The following is a 19180-nucleotide window of genomic DNA, read 5'->3' on the forward strand; positions in this document are numbered from 1 at the left end:
CGGACCCGCTGCAACTTGCCGTCAGACCTGACGGCGCAGCGGCAGGTCGTGGCCATAGCTCAGGCGGCGCCACAGCCACTCCAGCGGACCCATGCGGAAGCGGCTCAACCACAGCGGCGACCAGATCAGTTGCAGGACCCAGACGGCGATGACGATCCCCCACTGGCCCGGATAGTCGACCTGTCCCATCAGGCGCGGCCCCCACGGCATATAGAAAAGGCTGCTCATCATCAGCGTCTGGCTGAGATAGTTGGTGAAGGCCATCTGACCGACCGGCGCGAAGACGCGGCGCACCCAGCCGACCCCGCGCGAGGTCAGCAGGATCAGGCCGCTGGCGTAGGCCAGGGTGATGAAGATCGGATAGGAGGCGACGATCTCGGCCCAGCCATGCGTGGCCTCGACGCCCATTCCTTTGATCGCGGGCCCGGCCATGATCTCGCGCCACTCCAGCAGAGCCAGCAGGGCCAGGATGGCGCCGCCCAGCGCGATCAGCGCGGCATAGACGCGGGTGGGCAGGCGGCCGTGGAAGAAGCCCGCCTTGAACAGGCCCAGGCCCAGCATCATCAGCGGCACGGTGGCGAAGACATAGCCGAACAGACTGGCGCCCTGCAGGATGCCCCAGGCCTTGAGGTTCTCGATCAGGCCAGCGGGCCAGCCGCTGTGATAGGCGGCGATACTGGCCGAGACGGCCCCTTCGGCGAGGCTCAGGGACTCGTCGCTCAGGGCGTCGACGAGAAGGGCGGGACCGTTGACCGTCATCCACATCGTGGCGGCCTGCATAGTGGCCAAGGCCAGGGTGGCGGCGGCGCCGAACAGGATCAGGGAGCGCGCCGGCATGGAGCGCATCAGCATGACGAACAGCCCGGACCAGGCGTAGAGCAGAAGGATGTCGCCGTACCAGAAGGCCAGGCCGTGGATCAGGCCGAACAGGCCCAGCCACAGCAGGCGACGTCGCAGCACCCGCCCACGCGCTTCATCTCCGCGCTCGCCGCCGACCAGAAAGATCGACACGCCGAACAGCATGGAAAACAGGGTGACGAACTTCTGATGGAAGAAGACCTCGACCACCCAGTGAGCCACGGCCGAGGCGCCGATCAGGGGAAAGGGCGACTGCTCCGGCGCCACGGCCGCATCCATCGGCAGGGCGAAGGCGGCGGCGTTGACCGCGAGGATGCCCAGGACGGCGACCCCGCGCAGCACGTCCAGCGTCTGGATGCGGGCGTCGGCGGCCACGGGCTGCGGCCCGTCCGAGAGATTCGTCTGGTCGATCATGGCGTCCCCCGTGGAGGGACAAGCTTAGGCGGGGCGTCGCCGAATGTCAGCGGGCGCCGTTCTGCATCAGGCCCATGCGGTCCTTGACCACGGGGGCGGGCGCGAAGGCGATGAACGCCACGCACAGACCGGCCCACAGGGCGTAGCTGACGCCTACCAGCACCGCCAGCGGCAGGCCGGCGACGCCGAAGATCAGCAAGGTCGTCTCCAACGCGCCCAGGCCCTGGACCAGGCTCTGCGAGGCGATCACCGACAGCAGGGACATGACCGCGGCGATCAGGATCTGCACGGCGGCGGCCAGCAGTCCGCCAAAGACCATGAAGCGGCAGACCACGCCCAGGCGCGTCGAGGGACGGCCCGCGCGTGCATGGGTCTGGCGCAGCATCCACAGACCGACGGGGGCGGCGATCAGGCCCAGCACCAGCAGCACCAGTCGCCAGTCGGTATCGACGCCCGAGGCCCAGTTCTCGGGCGGCCAGACGATCAGGGTGCCGATCAGCGGCGGCCAGGCGGCTGCGGCCAGGGCCGCAAGCACAAACCTCTGCGTCGAATGCCGGGGCGCGACGCGCTTGAGGCCCGGCAGGTCCTCGATCCGGTCGAGACGCGACATCAGCGGGTCGGCACCGGCGTCGCGCCGGAATAGTCATAGAAGCCGCGCCCGCTCTTCTTGCCCAGCCAGCCCGCCTCGACATACTTCACCAGCAGCGGGCAGGGGCGGTACTTGCTGTCGGCCAGGCCGTCGTACAGCACGTTCATGATGGCCAGGACCACGTCCAGACCCATGAAGTCCGCCAGCTCCAGCGGCCCCATCGGGTGGTTGGCGCCCAGCTTCAGCGCCTTGTCGATCGAGGCGACGTTGCCGACGCCTTCATACAGCACATAGATGGCCTCGTTCATCATCGGCACCAGGATGCGGTTGACGATGAAGGCTGGAAAGTCCTCGGACTCGGTGGTGATCTTGCCCAGGCTCTCGGCGAAGGCGACGGCGGCCTCGTAGGTGGCGGCCGAGGTGGCGATGCCGCGCACGATCTCGACCAGCTTCATCGTCGGCGCCGGCTTCATGAAGTGCAGGCCGATGAAGCGGTCCGGCCGATCGCTGACCGAGGCCAGGCGGGTGATCGAGATGGACGAGGTGTTCGACGCCAGCAGGGTGTCGGGGCGCAGGTGGGGCAGAAGCTCGATGAAGACCGACTTCTTGACCGCTTCGTCTTCGGACGCCGCCTCGATGACCAGATCGGCCTGGGCGGCTTCGGCGAGCGAGGCGACGGGGCGGATGCGGGCCAGGGCTGCGTCGGCCTCGGCCGCTGTCGTCAGGCCGCGCGCGGCGCGACGCGCCAGGCTGGCCGCGATCTCGCCCTGGGCCAGCGGAATCCGCTCGGCTGACAAGTCGTAGAGCCGCACCTCATAACCGCCGGAGGCCACCGCCTGAGCGATGCCCGAACCCATTTGTCCGGCGCCGATAATGGCGACTGTCCTGATCGTGGTCATAGATACGCGCAAGCTGCGGTCCCGCAGGGACCAATCGCGGGCACCTTAGGAGCCCGCCCGCCACGCGCAAGGGGCGGAATGAGGCGCGATTGAGATTCCTGCCGCCCGTGGCCGCGCCTCAACGTGGCGGCCTAGTAGGCGCCGACGAGACCGAGGGCGGCGATATGCAGCGGCGGCAGCAGATAAGCCTGCACGCCCTGGATGATGAGCAGGGCCACGATCGGCGTCAGGTCCATGCCGCCCAGCGGCGGAATGACACGGCGCAGGGGCGCCAGAACCGGCGAGGTGAACCGGTCCAGGAACTCGGCCACCTGGGCCACGAACCGGTTGCGGTAGTTGATGACGTCGAAGGCGAACAGCCAGCTGAGGATCGCATTGGCGATGATGGCGAACAGCAGCAGCTGCAGCAGCGCGCCGATCAGAAAGAAGATGAAGCCGATGACGCCGACGCCGATGCCCATGCAGAAATTCCCTTGAAACCAGTACGCTTCTAACGGCGCCGTCGCCGAACGCCAAGGATTCCTCCGCGACCCGTTGACACCCCCTTGGCCCGCCGCTTATCTCGCCACCTGCCTGTCGGTCGGGGCCGTAGCTCAGTTGGTAGAGCGCGTCGTTCGCAATGACGAGGTCAGGGGTTCGACTCCCCTCGGCTCCACCAAGGCTTTCCTCATTGAGAGACGATGAGGCGCAAGGCCGCTGCGCGCGTCAGTTTTCGCGATAGAAGTTGCAGTACCAGTCGACGAAATGGCCGACGCCGTCCTCAACCGGTGTCGAGGGGGCGTAGTCCAGGGCGGCCAGGGTGTCGGTGACGTCAGCCTCGGTATTGGCCACATCGCCGTCCTGCATGGGCATGAGGTTCAGCTTCGCCTGGCGGCCCAGTTTTGCCTCAAGCACCTCGATGTAGCGCATCAGGGCGACCGGGCGGCCGGCGCCCAGGTTGAGGATACGCCAGGGGGCGACGCCGCTGGTGGCGGGGTTGGGAGCCTTGGCGTCCCAGGTCGGGTCGATGGCGGCGGGGCGATCCAGGGCGGCGACCACGCCGGTGACGATGTCATCGACGTAGGTGAAGTCCCGGCTCATTTTCCCCTCGCCGTAGACGTCGATGGGCTCGTCCTTGAGGATGGCGCGGGTGAATTTGAACAGGGCCATGTCCGGGCGGCCCCACGGTCCATAGACGGTGAAGAAGCGCAGGCCCGTGGCCGGGAAGCCGAACAGGTGGGCGTAGGAATGGGCCATGGCCTCGTTGGCCAGCTTGGTCGCCGCATAGACGGTCAGCGGATGGTCGGCCGGGTCGCGCACCGAGAACGGCAGGGCGGCGTTGGCGCCGAACACCGAACTGGTCGAGGCGAAGACCAGATTGGTCGCCTTCACCGCGCGGCAGCCCTCGAGGATGCTGAGGAAGCCGACGACGTTGGAATCGACATAGGTCTCGGGCGCCTCGAGGCTGTAGCGGACCCCGGCCTGGGCCGCGAGGTGGACCACGCGGCGCGGCGCGTGCTCGGCGAACAGGGCGGCGACGCCGGCGCGGTCGGCCAGATCCAGCGTGTAGTGGCGATAGGCGGGATAGGCCTGAAGCTGGGCCAGACGGGCGTGTTTCAGCGCCGGGTCGTAATAGGCGTTGAGGTTGTCCAGGCCGATGACCGTCTCGCCGCGCTCCAGCAGCCGCTGGGCGGTGTGGAAGCCGATGAAGCCGGCGGAGCCGGTGACGAGAACGGGATCAGTGGACATCAGGCTGCGATAGACGGTTGGACGCGGTTTCGCCAGCGGGCCGCTGTCAGGGCAGGGTCAGGGAACACTCTGGGCCACAGCGGGGGTCGGCTCGGCGAAGCGGGCGGCGAGGCTGAGGCCGCAGGCCAGGATCAGGCAGGCGGCGGCGCCGATCAGCACCGGGCGGACGGCGCCGAGGGGCGGGCTGAGCGGGCGCAGGAAGAGCAGGGCCAGCAGACCGATCAGGGCCAGGGCGCCGGGCAGGTCCATGCCGATGCCGAGGAAGACGAAATGGCCCAGTCCCATCAGCCAGGCGACGCCGAGCACGCCAGCGACGGCGGGCGGGATCAGGCTGGCGGGGCGGGTCAGGTCGGGGCTGATCAGGGCGGCGAGCGCGGCGGCGGCGGCGGCCAGCAGGGCGGGCCAGACGAACAGCAGGGCGGCTTCGGGGGCTGAGCCCTGAACCGCGCAGCCGAGCAGGAAGACGAGGGCGATCAAACCCAGCCAACCGCCCCAGGTCGAGGTCGTGGTCGCGGTCGGCGCCTTGACCGGCCACAGGGACAGGGCGGCGGCGATGACGCCCGCGCCGAGCATGACGGGGCTGAAGCCGCCGATCAGCAGGACCAGCAGGGTCAGGACGGCGACAACCCCGGCCACCGCGCGCGGACGCCTGCGACGCGCGCCGGTCAGGAACAGCAGGGCCAGCGCCAGGATGGTCAGGACGGCGCCCGCCTCCATCCAGGGCAGGCGACGCAGCAGGACGTAGTAGGTCTCTGATGAGCTTGCGCGGCTGGCTGTCGGCCCGGCCAGCAGGCGCACGGCCTGGGCCAGGATCAGGCCAGCGGACAGAAACCACAGCCCGTCGAGCAGGCCGCGCCCGACCTGTCCGGCGCTCGGACCGGTCGAGCGTCGGGCGCGCCAGGCGGCGAAGCCGCCGAACAGGGCGGTCAGGCCGAGCAGCGCCCAGCCGGTCGCCGCCGAATGACTGAGCATCAGACGGCCGAAGACGTCGGCATAGACGGTGTTCGGCCCCTTGGCGGGCAGGGCGGGGGCGCGCAGCAGGGCGTCGGCGGCCTCCAGCGCTTGTGAGCCGAGGTGCTGTAGCCCGCCCTTGTCGAGGTTTTCGGGGGTGGCGTCGGGGGAATGATACTGGGCCGGGCGGCCGATGAAGGCGAAGTTCAGACCGCCGACGCCGCGATCCTTGGGGATGGTGAAGTCGGTGCCGTTGGGCATCTGCTCGTACATGAAGACGGCCAGCGAGGTGGCCGTGGTCCCGCCGTCGGCGCGCATGGCGGCGCGGCGGAACAGGTCGACGGTGGGGCCGGCCTCGCGCCCGGTCTCGAACATGGCGGCGCGGCCGCCGCCGCCGCGCGCCTCGAGGTTGACCACGGCGCCGATGTGGTCGCGCAGCGGATGCCCGCCGAAGAAGATGCGGGCGCCGTCCAGGCCCAGCTCCTCGGCGTCGGTCAAGAGGACGACCAGATCGCGCTCGGCTGGACCGCGCGCCTGGATGGCGCGCACGGCCTCCAGCACGGCGCCGACGCCGGTGGAATCATCCGCCGCGCCGGGCGAGCCGACCACGGTGTCATAGTGGGCCATCAGCATGACGGCGGGCTGGCTGCGATCCCCGTTACGATTCTGGCCGGGCAGGACCCCGATCAGATTGATCGCCTGATTATTGGCCGCCTCGGGATCGCCGCCGGCCCTTTTCAAACGTTGGATCGAGCCGGGCGACAGGGGGCCGGCCTGTTCCTGCGGCGACAGGCCCAGCTGGGTCATGCGGTCGGTCAGATAGGCGCGGACGCGGGCGTGCTCGGGCGAGCCGACCGGGTGCGGGGCGCGGGCGATCTGCTCGACGTCGCTCATGGCGCGGGCCGCGGAGAAGGCGGCGGCGGGCGCGTCGAGGGGGCGAGGCCGGGGAACCTGGGTGGTCAATACCGCCAGCAAGAAGGCGAGCGTCAGCGATCCGAACAGCAGGGCCAGCCGCATGTGAAAGATCCTCCCCGATCCGATAGGCAGTAGGGCCAAGCCGAGCCCGGATGGCAAGAGGGCGACGACAGGTCTCCCCGCCGCCGCCCTCTGATCGCCGCAGCCGTGAAGGCTTAGAAGCGCTTCGACAGCTCCACGCCGTACATGCGCGGTTCGTTGACGAAGGCCGTCAGGTTGTTGAAGTCGATGGCGCCGAGGATGTTGGCCTCGTCCGTGATGTTGCGGACATAGGCGGCGGCTTCCAGGCCACGGTTCAGGTCGCGCCAGCCCGCGCGAAGGCCGCCTTCGAACTGCGTGTCCTGACGGAACTCGACCGCTTCATAGAGGAAGAGGTTGAAGTTCTGACGCAGGACCCAGTCGGTCGAGGCGAACAGTTCCTGATCGTCGCCGATCGGACGGACGTAGTTCAGCGTCAGGTTGGCGGTGTATTCCGGCGCCTGAGGGAAGGGGTTGCCGTTGATGTTGGCGCGCGGCGTGGTTCCCACCGTCACAAGCGGGTCCGTGGGGGTGCAGATCGGCGCTGCGCCGACCGTAGGAATGCGGCAGATCGGGACCAGCAGGTCCTTGTCCTTGATCGCGGTATGGTTCCAGGCGAAGCTGCTAGCCAGACTGAAGCCTGCGCCCAGATAGACGTCTCCGTCGATTTCCACGCCGTAGCCTTCGCCCTTGGCGGCGTTGATCAGCTGGTTGAAGTTGCCCTGGCCGCCGATGGCGGTGAACTGCGGGTCCGAGACCTCATAGTAGTAGACCGTTGCGTTCAGGCGAGCGCGACCGTCCCACAGGCGGGCCTTGAAGCCGGTCTCATAGGACATGACGGTCTCGGAGTCGGCGGTGGTGACGAGGTCCGAGGTGGCGATGCGGCCCTGGATCGAGGGGCCGCGATAGCCGTTGGCCACGCGGGCGAACAGGTTGAGGCTGTCGTTGACCTCATACAGGGCGCTGACGTCCCAGCTGACCTGCTCGTCGCCGACCGTCTTGGTCACGTCCAGCAAGGTCGTGGGCGACTTGATGCGCTGGCCACGGAAGTCGCGGCTATCGTCGGTGTAGCGCACGCCCGCTGTCAGCTTCAGGGCCTCGGTGACCTGATAGCGGCCCTGACCGAAGATCGACCAGGAATCCGACTTCTGCACGATGTCGGTCACGTGGGTCGGGGTCAGGCCGCCGAAGCCGTTGAACGTGGCCGAGACCAGGTTGAAGCGTTCATTCCAGTAGAAGGCGCCGACCTGCCAGCCGAATGCGCCGTCGCCGTTGGACGACAGACGCAGCTCATAGGTGTTCTGGATCAGGTCGCTGGACAGGGTGCCGGTTTCCGACGGGAAGGGCACGGTGCCGCTGTTGATGGGGTCGTTCAGCACGCCGCCGTCGATGTCGCCGTTGCCAGCGGATGAGCCCTGATAGGAGCCGAGCACGCCGGTCAGGGTGGCGGGGCCGAAATCATAGGCGACCTGCAGCGATTGCGAGGTGGTCTGCTGCTTCTGGTAGTTGTTGCGGCCGCCGTCGTAATAGACGGTGTCGCGGTCGAAGCGGTCGTTCAGCTTGTTCGAGCCCTTGGTCAGGACGTTGGCGCGGTTCATCGTGCCGGTGCCTTCATAGTCGCGTGCCTGCAGGGTCAGCAGGGTCGACAGGCGGTCGGTCGGGGTCCAGGCGACGTGGATGCGGCCGGCGATGTCGTCGAAATTGCCGAGATCCTTGCCGTCCGTCTTGGCGAAGGGGGCGTCATAGGCGTTGTTGACCCAGTCGTCGCGGTGGTTCCACAGACCGGCGACACGCACCGACAGGGTGTCCGAGGCGGGCAGGGTGACGGCGGCTTCGGCGCGGGTCGACCCATAGTTGCCGTAGGTCAGCGAGCCGTAGCCGGTGAAGTCGTCGCCGGGCTTGGTCGTGTCGATCTTGATCACGCCGGCCGGGGTGTTGCGACCGAACAGGGTGCCTTGCGGACCGCGCAGAACCTCGACCTGCTTGACGTCGAAGAGGGGGAAGCCCTTCAGGTAGACGTTCTCCAGCACCACGTCGTCGAGCACGACCGAGACCGGCTGCGAGGCGTTGAAGTCGAAGTCCACATTGCCCAGGCCGCGGATGTAGAAGCGCGGGGCGTAGCGACCGTTCGAGCTCTCGACCTGCAGGCTGGGCATGCGCCCGGACAGTTGCAGGATGTCGCCGCCGCCCGAGGACAGGGCGGCCAGGGTCTCGGTGTTCATCGCCGTGACGGCGAAAGGCACGTCGCGGATGTTCTCGCTGCGGCGCTGGGCCGTGACGACGATCTCGTCGATGGCGACGGCTTGTGAGGCGGCGTCGGCTGGCTGGGGCGCGACATTCTGGGCCAGGGCCGGGGCGGCGATGAGCAGGGCGAGGCCGCTGGCGGAGGCGGCGAGGGCGACGAGACGACGGGACATGGGGGAAGATCCTCGTTGAGACTGGTGGCGAGGCCCTAGGTCCACAGCGGCGCTTTTTCCAGTCTCGAGAACGGCTGTTCGATGAAGCTTTCGCGACAGGGACACGATGTCAAAAAACTCGACGTTTCTGGCGGCCTGCCGGCCTGCTTGGCATTGTGCGTCGCAATATGTCGTGCGAAACGGCAGGGCTGCGCCGCTGTTTTTCGGTGAGTTGTCTCTCGACCCGCCGGGCGCGGCCTGACAGGGACCTGCGCATGACGATCACTCCCCTTCACCGCCGCCGCCTGTTTCAGCTGATGGCCGTCGCCGCCGTGGCGCCGGGTCTGGGCGCGCTGTCGCCGCGGCGTAGGGCGCGAGCGGTCGGCCGCGTTCTGGCCATGTCGGATCTGCACTCGGCCTATGAACGCACAGGTCAACTGCTCGCCGCGTTGGAGGCCGAGATCGCAGGTTCGGACATTCCGCATCTGATCGCCCTCGACGGCGACATCTTCGAGCATGGCAATGTCGTCTCGGTGAGGTCGGGCGGAGCAATTGACTGGGCCTTCCTGGGCGAACTGCCGAAGCTGGCGCCCACAGTGGTCAACCTGGGCAACCACGACAACGACCTGACGCTGGACTTGGCAGAGGTGGTGGGGCGGATGCGGTCGCTGGGCATCGTGGTCGTCAGCAACATTCTCGACGCCCGCACCGGCCAGCCCTATGCCGAGGCCGCCGTGACCGTGCCGTTGGGTTCGCGGTCGCTGCGCATCGTCGGGGCGGGGACGGATTCGCTGAACACCTATCCCAAGGCCAGCCGTGATTGGTTGTCGATCCCGGAACCGGGCGCGTGGGCGAAGGCGAACCTGACCCGTCTGCTGGACGGCGCCGACCTGATGCTGATGATGAGCCATGCCGGGGTGGCCGGGGATCGCGACATCCTGCCCCTGCTGCCCGACGGCGCCCTGATGATCGGCGGGCACAATCACCTGCTGTTCCAGCACGAACAGGGGCGCAGCGCCTATGCCCACACGGGGTCGTGGAGCAACGCCTATACGACCGCCACCCTGTTCGAAGACGGGCGGATCGATGTGATCTCGACGCCGGTGGACCTGGCGGCCCCGCCGTCGCCGCGCATCGCCGACCTGATCGCGACGACCGTGGCCGCCCATCTGACGGATGAGGAGCAGGTCGTGCTGGGCGTCAGTCCGGTCGCGTTGACGCTGGGCGAGACCGGCCGCGCCGTCGCCGCCGCCATGGCGCGGGCGGCGGGCGCCGAGGCGGGTTTCATCGGTCATACGACGCTGGGGACCGGCCTGCCGGCGGGCCCGGTGACGCGCTACGCCTTTGACGCCGTGGTGCGGTTCGACGGCAGGCTGATGGTCGCCGAGGTTCCGGTCGCGCGTCTGGCGGGCTTCATGGCGCGGGCCAATCAGGACCGGCCCATGCCGCTGGCGGAGCGCAGCGGCGACTTCCTCTATGGGGCGGCGGGGGATGTCGCGGGCAAGGCGACGGTGCGTCTGGTCACGACCGACTGGTGCGCCATGAATCAGGCCGAGTATTTCGGCGTCAGCGATCTGGTCTTCAGCGAGATGGCCGAGGCGCGGGTCAAGGCGACGGCGGCGGCGGGCCTGCTAGGCGGCGCGGCGCACGGCTGACGGCGCCTTGACGTAGAGGCCCTTGCGCCCGGCGACGGGACGGAAGGCGACGCTGTCGCCGTCGGGGCGTTCGTCGAGGCCGAGGAAGAGGCAACCGTCGTCGACCAGACGGTGCTCCAGCCGCTCCAGGGCCTGGGCGCGGCGCGCGGGCTCCAGATCGCTGAGGAGGTTGCGGCAGAAGATGACGTCGAACTGTCCGTCGTCGCTGGGTTCATCCAGCAGATTGGCGCGCTGGAAACGCACAGCCTTGCGCAACTCGGGGCGGGCGCGCCATTGCTCGTCGGCCTGCTCGAACCAGCGCAACATGGTGCGGGCCGAGAGCCCGCGCTGAATCTCGAAGGAGGTGTAGAGGCCGGAGGCGGCCTTATCGAGAGCCTGCTGACACAGGTCGGTGGCGACGATCTCGACGTCGGCGTGGCTTTCCAGCGCCGCCATGGCCAGGGAATAGGCCTCCTGGCCAGTGGAGACCCCGGCTGACCACAGGCGCACCTTTCCGCCGGGGCGCGCCGCCGTCAGGGCGGGCATCAGTTCGCGTGCGAAGACGTCGAACACAGCGCGGTCGCGGCGGAACCAGGTCTCGCTGTTCAGCAACGCCTCGATCACCGACCAGCCCAGAGAGGCTACCGGCTTGTTCCACAGGGTGGCCAGCATGGCCTCCACGTTGTGATAGCCCTCGCGCCGCGCCACCGGGCCCAGACGATGCTCGGCCAGATGCATCCGGTCGCGGGTCAGCCGGAAGCCGGCGCGGGACGCCAGCAAGGTCTGAAGGCGATCGAAATCCTCGGGCGTCATGACGGTGACTGAACAGCTCCCACTTCGGCGAACTTCGATTGAAGGATCTCGCCGTCGAAAGGCTTCATAACATAGTCGTCGGCTCCTGCGGACAGGGCTTCGGCGATCCGGTCGGCGCGGGTCTCGATCGTGCAGAACAGGACCTTGGGCGCGCGGCCGCCGGGCAGGTCGCGCAGGCGACGCAGGAAGGCCAGGCCGTCCATCACCGGCATCTGCCAGTCCAGCAGCACGACATGGGGCATGGCCGCCATGCAGTAGGTCAGGGCCTCGGCTCCGTCGGCGGCCTCGTCGACCTCGAACCCCAGGCCCTCGACGATGCGGCGCGCGACCTTGCGGATGATCCGGCTGTCATCGACGATCAAACAGGTCTGGAGATCCAAGGGGTTCTGTCTCGTTTGGCGTGAATGCGGTGCGCGTGATGATCATTGAGGGGCGTTAACAGACGGTGGCGGGTCGAGCCGGGGTCAGATCGGGGTGCGGGCCATCAGACCGACCCGGCCCTCGTCGCAAGCCAGGTCGAGACGCCCGCCCGTTTCGGCCACCGCCAACCACAGCCAGTAGGGCTGAATCCACTGGCCGGCCAGACCTTCGGTCAGGCGCTCGCCGCGCAGCCCGGTCAGGGCTTCGGGCTTGAGCCGGGCGCGGGCGCCTTCGGCCGAGCCGATCAGCAGCAGGCGGTCGCCCTCGCGGCGGGCGGTGATGGTGGCGACGCCCCCGGTCGGCAGGGCGCCCAGGGTCATCCAGGCCAGGTTGATCAGGATTCGCGCCTGAGCCTTGGTGAAGGTCTCTGCGTCGTTGATGCGCCAGTCCAGGGTCGCGCGTCCGCCCTCGGACAGGTTGGCGACCAGGCCGCGCAACTCGGCGGAGGCGAACTGTTCGCTTGTGGTGGCGGCGCCGAAGGCGACCCGGGCGAAGTGGACGTGGGCGACCATCTTCCGGGCGCTCTGGCGGATCAGGCTCATGGCGTCGTCGCGCATGTCCTGGGCCGTGGGGTCTTCCAACAGGTCGAGCCCCGACATGATGGCGCCCGCCGGGCTGATGAAATCGTGACACAGCTTGCCGGCGATGAAGGCGGCCAGCTCGGCCCCGCCGGCTGGCAGGTCGGCGGCGGCCACGTCGGCCGAGGAGGCGGAAAGGTCGGTCAGGGTCATCGTTGAAACGGTCTGCTGGCGGGAATGGTCAAGGCTGACCTGATTTGCCGGTTCTTGAAACCGGGCGCATGGGTTATCGAGGCGGGGACATGACGCACGCCCTAGAGACCGACCTCGCTTCCGGCGCCCTCGCCGAAACCATCGCCGACATCGCCGAGGAGGCCGCGCGTCTGATCCTGCCCTACTGGCGGGTCGGGACGGCGGTGGAGACCAAGTCCGACGCCAGCCCGGTCACCGAGGCCGATCGCGCCGCCGAGGCCTTGATCCTGAAGCGCCTGGCTGAGCATTGGCCCGAGGTCGAGGCCGTGGCCGAGGAGGCCTCCGCCGCCGACGGCGTCCCCGCTTCGGTCGGTGAATGGTTCTGGCTGATCGACCCGCTGGACGGAACCAAGGGCTTTGTTCAAGGGCGCGAGAGCTTCACCGTGAATATCGCCCTGATGCGCGGCGAGGTCCCCCTCGCGGGCGTCGTGACCGCCCCGGCGACCGGCGTGACCTGGGCCTCGACGGCGCCAGGCAAGGGCGCGGTGCGCCGCGCCTTCGGCGAAGCCTGGCGGCCCATCAAGGTGCGGGACCGCCCGGCCGAGGGCATCGCCCTGTTGAGCCACAGCATGACCGACGAGGAGGCCGCGCGTCTGGCCGCGCGCCACGGCTGCAGTCAGTGGCAGGGCACGGATTCTTCGCTGAAATTCTGCCTCATCGCCGAAGGCCGTTTCGACGCCTACCCGCGCACGGGCCCGACCAGCGAATGGGACACGGCGGCGGGGCAGGCGGTGCTGGAGGCCGCAGGGGGCCGGGTGCTGGGCGCGGACGGACGCCGACTGGCCTACCGCAAGCCGGGCTTCCTCAACGGGCCGTTCGTGGCGATGGGCGGCTAGGACGCCTCGGCGACGGCCGATCCGACCCGCGCCATTTCGATCTGCGCCGAGAGGCCGGGCGGCAGGTCGCGTTCTGGGACGGCGGCCAGGGCCTCCATCCGCTCCGGGTTGATAGCGTCGACCATGACGCTGGCGACGGCCGGGTCGGTCAGGGTGAAGGCCAGACAGATCTCTTCGGCTTTCCAGTTCGGCGTCTGGTGCAGGAAGGCGAAGGAGCCGGCGTTGCTCATGCCCTGCTCGATCGGCTTGGCGCCAAATCCGAACAGGCCCTTCTTCTTCTTCATCGTGCCGCCCGCGCCGGCGGCCTTGCGCTCGGTCGACAGGCTTTCGGGGAAGTAGTCGTAGGTGAAGATGGCCATGTCCCGTTCGCGCGCGGCCCGCATCCGCGAGCGGATGCGCCACTCCACATTGGCGTGGAAGGGGGTGTAGAGGACGTCAAAGGCGCCGGTCGAGACATAGACGTCCATGACCGGCGAGTCGCCCGACACGCCCAGCAGCTTGACGTGGCCGGCCTTGCGCAGGGCCTTGAGCGCGATCAGCGACGCCTGTGGCAGTTCATCATCGGCGGGTTCGTCCAGCACAGCCACGTCGAACCAGCCCAGGCCCGAGGCGTGCAAGGCGCGGTCGATGGCGCCGCTGAGGCTGTCTGGCGAGAAGTCGCGAAAACCTTTCTTGCGGCCGTCGCCGACGCCCAGGGTCATGCCGACACAAACCAGGCGACGCTCGACATGGCCCAGGGCCTCTCCGACGATCTCGGCCAGAACCGGATCGGCGTTTTCAAGATGATAGGAGTTCACCCCCGCCTCGAGCGCGGTGAAGATCAGCTCGCTGAGCGCGGCGCGACCGCGCCCCAGGGCGTCAGTTCCCAGACTGAGGGTCAGGTTGGACACCGCCGCGCCCGTGGCGCCGAACGGGCGATAACGCATCCTCAGCCCGCCTCGACGGGAGCGGAGGTTTCCAGCGCCAGAGCGTGCAGTTCGCCGCCCATCTGGCCCTTCAGCGCGCCATAGACCAGTTGATGCTGACGCACGCGCGCCAGGCCCTTGAAGGCGGTGGAGACGATCCTGGCGCGATAGTGGTCGCCGTCGCCGGCCAGGTCCTCGATGGCGATGTCCGCATCGGGAAAGGCCTCGACCAGATGGGCGCGCAGGACGTCGGCGGACATGGGCATGAAGCTACTCTCGAAACCGGCGGATCGGGTTTGAACTGTAAAACCTAGAGAGGTGCGGGCCGTCTGTCAGCCCGCAACCGTGCGCGGACGTTCAAACAGGGTGACGGACGATCCCTTGTAGTCCGTCTCGGCATAGGGGCGGTAGCCGACCCGCTCGGCCAGCCTCACCGACGCGGCGTTGTCGGGCGAGATCATGCAGACGGTGCGCGGCTCCAGCCGATAGGCGTCGGTCCAGGCCAGGGCGGCCTGAAGCGCTTCATGGGCCAGGCCCTGGCCCTGGAAGGCGGGGGCCACGCCCCAGCCCAGTTCCGGGGCGTCGAAGGGCGGCTCCATCTCGCGGCGATAGTCCAGCACCCCGACGCTGCCGACATAGGTCCCCGTCTGCGTCTCGCGGATCGACCAGTTGCCGTAGCCCTTGGCCTGCCAGTGGCCAAGGTCGCGCAGCAGTCGGAACCAGACCTCTTCCTCGGACAGGCCGCGGCCCATGATGTGGCGGGTGAAGTCGGCGTCGGCCCACAGGCCGATCAGGTCGTCCATGTCGCTGGCGGCGACGGGGGTCAGGGTCAGGCGGTCGGTCGTGAGAATGGTCACATCAATCCCAATTGCTTGAAACTGGCCACGCCTTCGCGGCCGACGATGAGGTGGTCGTGGACCTGAAGGCTGAGCGCGCGGGCGGCCTCGACCACCTGCCTGGTCATGTCGATGTCGGCGCGGCTGGGGGTCGGGTCCCCCGAGGGGTGGTTGTGGACGATGATCATGGCGCTGGCCGACAGCTCCAGCGCCCGACGCACCACCTCGCGCGGATAGACGGGGGCGTGGTCGACCGTGCCCCGGTTCTGGATCTCGTCAAGGATCAGCTGGTTCTTCTTGTCGAGGTAGAGGACGCGGAACTGTTCGCGCGGTTCATGCTGCAGCGACAGGCGGACATAGGCCAGCAGCGCTGTCCAGGACGAGATGACGGTGCGCTTGTTGGCCTCTTCCTTGGTCACGCGGCGCGAGACCTCGTGCAGGGCGGCCAGGTCCAGGGCGGTCTCGGCGCCGACGCCCTTGGAGCGGCCGCGCGAGTCCTCGGCGCGGACGGTCATCAGGTCTTCCACCGAGGCGGCCAGGACGGCGGCCAGGGAGCCGAAGCGGGTCAGCAGGGCCTTGGCGATCGGCTTGACGTCGCCCTGCGGCTGGCTGCGGAACAGGAAGAACTCCAGCAGCTCATAGTCGGGCAGGTGGTGGATGCCCGCGCCGCGCGCGCGTTCGCGCAGCCGTTCGCGATGACCGGCGTGGTGCGGCTTGGCCTTCGGCTTTTCCGGCGGTTGATCGAGCATCAGCCTCCCCCGAGGGGGAGACTAGCTCAGAATTTCGGGCGGAACAGGCCCTTCGGCGAGGCCGAGAAGATTTCCAGGCCGTCTTCCGTCACGCCGATGGTGTGTTCGCACTGCGACGACAGCGACTTGTCGCGGGTCACGGCGGTCCAGCCGTCGGACAGGACCTTCACCGCCGGCTTGCCCAGGTTCACCATCGGCTCGACGGTGAAGAACATGCCGGGCTTCAGGACCGCGCCCTCGCCGCGACGACCGTAGTGCAGGACATTGGGGCTGTCGTGGAAGACCCGGCCGATGCCGTGGCCGCAGAAGTCGCGGACCACGCTCATGCGTTGGGCCTCGACGAATTTCTGAATGGCGAAGCCGATGTCGCCGAAGGTGTTGCCCGGCTTGACCTGGGCCAGACCCAGTTCCAGCGCCTCATAAGTGACGTCGATCAGTTTTTTCGAACGGGCGTTGATCTCGCCGACCGGGAACATACGGCTCGAGTCGCCATGCCAGCCGTCGACGATGACCGTGTGGTCGATATTGACGATGTCGCCTTCCTTCAGGACCTTGTCGCCGGGAATGCCATGGCAGACGACGTGGTTGATCGAGGTGCAGATCGTCTTGGTGTAGCCCTTGTAGCCGAGGCAGGCGGGGATGCCGCCGCGCGCCAGGGTGAACTCGCGCACCAGATCGTCCAGTTCGCCGGTGGTGACGCCGGGCTTCACATGCTCGCCGATCATGTCCAGGGCCTCGGCGACCAGACGGCCGGCCTTGCGCATGCCCTCGAAGGCGGCCGCGTCGTGGATGCGGATTTCGTGGCTGCGGACGAAGGCGTCGTTATCCAGGTCGGGGGTCTCGTACATGATCTGCTTTCGGCGGGCCGCGAGAGGGAGGCGCGGCGGGGGGCTTTACTCTGGGTCAGATGGCCACCCTAGCACAAAACCTCAACCCCGTCAGGCGGCGCCGGTGACGCGGGGCGGCGCCCTCCCTATGTGGGAGGCATGAACGCTCAAGCCGCCCCCACCGCCGCTGTCCTGATCATCGGCGATGAAATCCTGTCCGGTCGAACCCGGGACACGAACCTGAACACCATCGCCCGGTTCCTGGCGACGCTGGGGATCGACCTGATGGAGGCGCGCACGGTCGGAGACCGGCAGGCGCAGATCGTCGGGGCCCTGAACGCCCTGCGCGGGGCCTACGACTATGTCTTCACCACCGGGGGCATAGGCCCGACCCATGACGACATCACCGCCGACGCCGTGGGCGCGGCCTTCGGCGTGGCGGTGGCCGAACACCCCGAGGCCCTCGCCATCCTGGAGCGACGCTATGGCGTCGGGGATTTCACCCCGGCGCGGCGGCGCATGGCGCGCATTCCCGAGGGCGGGACCCTGATCGCCAATCCGGTGACGGATGCGCCGGGCTTCCAGATCGGCAATGTCTTCGTCATGGCCGGAGTGCCCCGGATCATGGAGGCCATGTTGCAGGATGTGGCCCCGCGCCTGCGCACGGGGGCGGTGGTCCATGTCCGCACCCTGCGGGTCGTGGGCGTCGGCGAAAGCGCTATCGCCGAGAGGCTGAGGGCCGCCGCCGAGGCGCGGCCGGACCTGTCGTTCGGCAGCTATCCCTTCGGCTTCGGCGGCGATGGGGAGGTCGGAACCCAGCTGGTGATCCGTGGTCGCGATGCGGCCGAAGTTGACCTTGCGGAACACGATCTTTCCCACGAACTGCGTTCTTCGGGAATTGAAATTGCCGTAACGTAACCTCACCAAGGTGTGAAATTCTGCGACATTGTCGCCACGGTTTCGCCGATTTGCGGTCTGAGAGGTGTCGCGGGCGCAACGCTTTCATGACACGAGCGCTGTGGCTGCTAGCTTTGGCCCTCTCCCCGAACAACGGCGCGTCGCATCAGTAATGGCGGGCCGACTTACATAGGTGAAACAGTATGAACTCCAGGAATATGGGCCGTATCAGCGGTCTGGCGGTCCTCATGGCCTCCGTGGCTGCGCCGGCCTTCGCCGGCTCCTTCTATCTGCAGGAACAGTCGGTGCGCGGCGCGGGCCGGGCCTATTCGGGCGAGGCGGCGGATCGCGGCGTGTCCTCGCTGTGGTGGAACCCCGCCGCCGTGGCCCGCAGCGGCCGCGAGGTCTATGTCGGCATGCATGGCCTGAAGATCGACTCGAGCGTCGACAACGCCGGGTCGAGCATCACCTATCCGGGCGGGATCACCGTGCCGATCCAGGGCCAGAACCACAACATCGACCCGATCGAGAGCGGTCTGGTCCCGAACTTCGCCATCGCCACGCCGGTCGGCGACCGCTTCGCCGTCGCCTTCTCGCTGGCCGCCCCCTACAACTTCACCACCAAGTATCAGCCGACCTCCTTCGCCCGCTATGACGCCCTGACGTCGGAGCTGCGGACGGTGAACGCCGGCCTGACGGGGGCCGTTCAGGTCACCGACTGGCTGGACCTGGGCGTCGGCGTCGACGCTCAATACGTCAAGGCCAAGCTGACCTCGGCCCTGCCCAATCTGTCGCCCCTGCTGCCGGACGGCTCCAACTCCCTGATCGGCGACGGCTGGGACTATGGCTGGAATGTCGGCGCCCAGGTGCACAAGGGCCCGTGGGACTTCGGCCTGAGCTATCGCTCCAAGATCGAGCACGAACTGGACGGCGACGTGGTCATTTCCGGCCTGCTGGCGCCCCTGCCGGCGGCGGCCAATGTCTCGACCCCGGGCACGGCCAGCTTCAACACGCCGTGGTTCGCCTCGGCCTCGGTCCGCTATGCCGTCAACGACAAGCTGACCCTGAACGCCCAGGTCAACCGCATCGGCTGGAGCGAGTTCCAGGCCATCGACGTCGAGTACGCGGGCCAGAGCGCGCCGATCGAGCAGAACTACAAGGACGTGACCACGGGCGCGATCGGGGCCGACTACGCCCTGAACGACAAGGTCACGCTGCGCGCCGGCGTCGGCTATGACCCGACTCCGACCCGCGACAGCCTGCGCACGGCCCGCATCCCGGACGCCGACCGCTGGCTGTTCTCGGTGGGCGGCACCGCCGAGGTGCGCGAAGGTCTGAAGGTCGACGCCGGCCTGACCTACATCGCCTTCAGCGACAGCACCATCAACGACGACCGCACCTTCTATGCGGGCACGCCGGCGGCGACGACCTCGCAGCTGCGCGGCACGGCCGAGGGCTCGGGCGTAGTGGCCTCCCTGGGCGCGCGCTGGGCCTTCTGACCCGGCGACAAGGCTGAGATGGAAACGGCGGCTCTCTTGCGGGGGCCGCCGTTTTTCATGGGCGGGATTGCACGGCGCCGCGAAAAAAACAGTGCAATTGGTGCAATGGGCCGGGGCGGGACCGGCGGCCAACGGGGAGGCCAGAATGGCGGTCCGAGAGAGGAAG

The 19180-nt window shown here is 68.2% G+C and carries 19 protein-coding genes and 1 tRNA gene; 5 read left to right on the top strand and 15 right to left on the bottom strand.

Features of this window, described 5'->3' with window-relative positions:
* Positions 1 to 21 precede the first annotated feature (21 nt).
* From P0Y52_15465 to P0Y52_15480, 4 genes are all read right to left on the bottom strand, one after another.
* Entirely contained in the window at positions 22 to 1272 is a 1251-nt protein-coding gene (locus P0Y52_15465) for a DUF418 domain-containing protein (protein ID WEK57914.1), read from the bottom strand.
* Between the two features lie 46 nt (positions 1273 to 1318).
* On the bottom strand, positions 1319 to 1882 hold the full coding sequence (locus P0Y52_15470; GenBank protein ID WEK57915.1) for a hypothetical protein: 564 nt from the start codon (positions 1880 to 1882) through the stop codon (positions 1319 to 1321).
* Positions 1882 to 2760 carry a 3-hydroxybutyryl-CoA dehydrogenase gene (locus P0Y52_15475; GenBank protein ID WEK57916.1) on the bottom strand — a complete coding sequence of 293 codons (879 nt, stop codon included), beginning with the start codon at positions 2758 to 2760 and terminating at the stop codon, positions 1882 to 1884. Before P0Y52_15475 ends, P0Y52_15470 begins: the two co-directional genes overlap by 1 nt.
* 131 nt (positions 2761 to 2891) lie before the next feature.
* Entirely contained in the window at positions 2892 to 3221 is a 330-nt protein-coding gene (locus tag P0Y52_15480) for a YggT family protein (GenBank protein WEK57917.1), read from the bottom strand.
* A 121-nt stretch (positions 3222 to 3342) separates the two neighbouring features.
* Between P0Y52_15480 and P0Y52_15485 the strand changes: the two genes are divergently transcribed.
* Positions 3343 to 3418, top strand: a tRNA-Ala gene (locus P0Y52_15485).
* A 47-nt stretch (positions 3419 to 3465) separates the two neighbouring features.
* Here the strand turns inward: P0Y52_15485 and P0Y52_15490 are convergent.
* The 3 genes from P0Y52_15490 to P0Y52_15500 all read right to left on the bottom strand — a co-directional run bounded on the left by P0Y52_15490 (position 3466) and on the right by P0Y52_15500 (position 8849).
* Positions 3466 to 4488, bottom strand: a complete 1023-nt coding sequence (locus P0Y52_15490; GenBank protein WEK57918.1) for an NAD-dependent epimerase — start codon at positions 4486 to 4488, stop codon at positions 3466 to 3468.
* 57 nt (positions 4489 to 4545) lie between these two features.
* Positions 4546 to 6456 carry a M20/M25/M40 family metallo-hydrolase gene (locus tag P0Y52_15495; protein WEK57919.1) on the bottom strand — a complete coding sequence of 637 codons (1911 nt, stop codon included), beginning with the start codon at positions 6454 to 6456 and terminating at the stop codon, positions 4546 to 4548.
* Between the two features lie 113 nt (positions 6457 to 6569).
* Positions 6570 to 8849 carry a TonB-dependent receptor gene (locus tag P0Y52_15500; GenBank protein WEK57920.1) on the bottom strand — a complete coding sequence of 760 codons (2280 nt, stop codon included), beginning with the start codon at positions 8847 to 8849 and terminating at the stop codon, positions 6570 to 6572.
* A gap of 254 nt (positions 8850 to 9103) precedes the next feature.
* Here P0Y52_15500 and P0Y52_15505 point away from each other — a divergent pair, with 254 nt between their 5' ends.
* A complete protein-coding gene (locus tag P0Y52_15505; GenBank protein WEK57921.1) occupies positions 9104 to 10483 on the top strand; it encodes a metallophosphoesterase in 1380 nt (459 codons plus the stop codon).
* Here the strand turns inward: P0Y52_15505 and P0Y52_15510 are convergent.
* From P0Y52_15510 to P0Y52_15520, 3 genes are all read right to left on the bottom strand, one after another.
* Positions 10460 to 11275 (bottom strand): protein-glutamate O-methyltransferase CheR, encoded by an 816-nt coding sequence (locus P0Y52_15510; protein WEK57922.1) that lies wholly within the window; start codon positions 11273 to 11275, stop codon positions 10460 to 10462. The two genes, P0Y52_15505 and P0Y52_15510, sit on opposite strands and share 24 nt — an antisense overlap.
* Positions 11272 to 11655 carry a response regulator gene (locus tag P0Y52_15515; protein WEK57923.1) on the bottom strand — a complete coding sequence of 128 codons (384 nt, stop codon included), beginning with the start codon at positions 11653 to 11655 and terminating at the stop codon, positions 11272 to 11274. The genes P0Y52_15510 and P0Y52_15515 overlap by 4 nt, the downstream gene beginning before the upstream one ends.
* A gap of 84 nt (positions 11656 to 11739) precedes the next feature.
* A complete protein-coding gene (locus tag P0Y52_15520; protein ID WEK57924.1) occupies positions 11740 to 12426 on the bottom strand; it encodes a histidine phosphotransferase family protein in 687 nt (228 codons plus the stop codon).
* 89 nt (positions 12427 to 12515) lie between these two features.
* Between P0Y52_15520 and cysQ the strand changes: the two genes are divergently transcribed.
* Positions 12516 to 13301 carry a 3'(2'),5'-bisphosphate nucleotidase CysQ gene (cysQ, locus tag P0Y52_15525; protein WEK57925.1) on the top strand — a complete coding sequence of 262 codons (786 nt, stop codon included), beginning with the start codon at positions 12516 to 12518 and terminating at the stop codon, positions 13299 to 13301.
* Here the strand turns inward: cysQ and P0Y52_15530 are convergent.
* From P0Y52_15530 to map, 5 genes are all read right to left on the bottom strand, one after another.
* Positions 13298 to 14227, bottom strand: coding sequence for an aldo/keto reductase (locus P0Y52_15530; protein WEK57926.1), 930 nt, complete (start codon positions 14225 to 14227; stop codon positions 13298 to 13300). The genes cysQ and P0Y52_15530 overlap by 4 nt on opposite strands.
* Before the next feature lie 2 nt (positions 14228 to 14229).
* Positions 14230 to 14472, bottom strand: coding sequence for a BolA family transcriptional regulator (locus P0Y52_15535; GenBank protein WEK57927.1), 243 nt, complete (start codon positions 14470 to 14472; stop codon positions 14230 to 14232).
* A 66-nt stretch (positions 14473 to 14538) separates the two neighbouring features.
* On the bottom strand, positions 14539 to 15063 hold the full coding sequence (locus P0Y52_15540; protein ID WEK57928.1) for a GNAT family N-acetyltransferase: 525 nt from the start codon (positions 15061 to 15063) through the stop codon (positions 14539 to 14541).
* On the bottom strand, positions 15060 to 15791 hold the full coding sequence (radC, locus tag P0Y52_15545) for a DNA repair protein RadC (GenBank protein ID WEK57929.1): 732 nt from the start codon (positions 15789 to 15791) through the stop codon (positions 15060 to 15062). Before radC ends, P0Y52_15540 begins: the two co-directional genes overlap by 4 nt.
* A gap of 26 nt (positions 15792 to 15817) precedes the next feature.
* The gene (gene map / locus P0Y52_15550; protein WEK57930.1) at positions 15818 to 16639 is read right to left on the bottom strand and encodes a type I methionyl aminopeptidase; all 822 of its coding nucleotides are present in this window, start codon (positions 16637 to 16639) and stop codon (positions 15818 to 15820) included.
* A gap of 138 nt (positions 16640 to 16777) precedes the next feature.
* Between map and P0Y52_15555 the strand changes: the two genes are divergently transcribed.
* Together P0Y52_15555 and P0Y52_15560 are read left to right on the top strand one after the other, a co-directional pair.
* On the top strand, positions 16778 to 17536 hold the full coding sequence (locus P0Y52_15555) for a molybdopterin-binding protein (protein WEK57931.1): 759 nt from the start codon (positions 16778 to 16780) through the stop codon (positions 17534 to 17536).
* A 197-nt stretch (positions 17537 to 17733) separates the two neighbouring features.
* Entirely contained in the window at positions 17734 to 19014 is a 1281-nt protein-coding gene (locus P0Y52_15560) for a porin (GenBank protein ID WEK57932.1), read from the top strand.
* Positions 19015 to 19180: the final 166 nt, after the last annotated feature.

Origin of the sequence: Candidatus Brevundimonas phytovorans, from assembly GCA_029203145.1 — a bacterium.
Classification (GTDB): Bacteria; Pseudomonadota; Alphaproteobacteria; order Caulobacterales; family Caulobacteraceae; genus Brevundimonas; species Brevundimonas phytovorans.

What these genes read in the sequence shown, in the direction of transcription:
- P0Y52_15465 (WEK57914.1), bottom strand. Translation starts at nt 1,272, where the DNA reads ATGATCGACCAGACGAATCTCTCGGACGGGCCGCAGCCCGTGGCCGCC.
- P0Y52_15500 (WEK57920.1), bottom strand. Translation starts at nt 8,849, where the DNA reads ATGTCCCGTCGTCTCGTCGCCCTCGCCGCCTCCGCCAGCGGCCTCGCC.
- map (WEK57930.1), bottom strand. Translation starts at nt 16,639, where the DNA reads ATGTACGAGACCCCCGACCTGGATAACGACGCCTTCGTCCGCAGCCAC.
- P0Y52_15505 (WEK57921.1), top strand. Translation starts at nt 9,104, where the DNA reads ATGACGATCACTCCCCTTCACCGCCGCCGCCTGTTTCAGCTGATGGCC.
- P0Y52_15490 (WEK57918.1), bottom strand. Translation starts at nt 4,488, where the DNA reads ATGTCCACTGATCCCGTTCTCGTCACCGGCTCCGCCGGCTTCATCGGC.
- P0Y52_15560 (WEK57932.1), top strand. Translation starts at nt 17,734, where the DNA reads ATGGGCCGTATCAGCGGTCTGGCGGTCCTCATGGCCTCCGTGGCTGCG.
- cysQ (WEK57925.1), top strand. Translation starts at nt 12,516, where the DNA reads ATGACGCACGCCCTAGAGACCGACCTCGCTTCCGGCGCCCTCGCCGAA.
- P0Y52_15555 (WEK57931.1), top strand. Translation starts at nt 16,778, where the DNA reads ATGAACGCTCAAGCCGCCCCCACCGCCGCTGTCCTGATCATCGGCGAT.
- P0Y52_15530 (WEK57926.1), bottom strand. Translation starts at nt 14,227, where the DNA reads ATGCGTTATCGCCCGTTCGGCGCCACGGGCGCGGCGGTGTCCAACCTG.
- P0Y52_15470 (WEK57915.1), bottom strand. Translation starts at nt 1,882, where the DNA reads ATGTCGCGTCTCGACCGGATCGAGGACCTGCCGGGCCTCAAGCGCGTC.
- P0Y52_15520 (WEK57924.1), bottom strand. Translation starts at nt 12,426, where the DNA reads ATGACCCTGACCGACCTTTCCGCCTCCTCGGCCGACGTGGCCGCCGCC.
- P0Y52_15535 (WEK57927.1), bottom strand. Translation starts at nt 14,472, where the DNA reads ATGCCCATGTCCGCCGACGTCCTGCGCGCCCATCTGGTCGAGGCCTTT.
- radC (WEK57929.1), bottom strand. Translation starts at nt 15,791, where the DNA reads ATGCTCGATCAACCGCCGGAAAAGCCGAAGGCCAAGCCGCACCACGCC.
- P0Y52_15510 (WEK57922.1), bottom strand. Translation starts at nt 11,275, where the DNA reads ATGACGCCCGAGGATTTCGATCGCCTTCAGACCTTGCTGGCGTCCCGC.
- P0Y52_15495 (WEK57919.1), bottom strand. Translation starts at nt 6,456, where the DNA reads ATGCGGCTGGCCCTGCTGTTCGGATCGCTGACGCTCGCCTTCTTGCTG.
- P0Y52_15480 (WEK57917.1), bottom strand. Translation starts at nt 3,221, where the DNA reads ATGGGCATCGGCGTCGGCGTCATCGGCTTCATCTTCTTTCTGATCGGC.
- P0Y52_15475 (WEK57916.1), bottom strand. Translation starts at nt 2,760, where the DNA reads ATGACCACGATCAGGACAGTCGCCATTATCGGCGCCGGACAAATGGGT.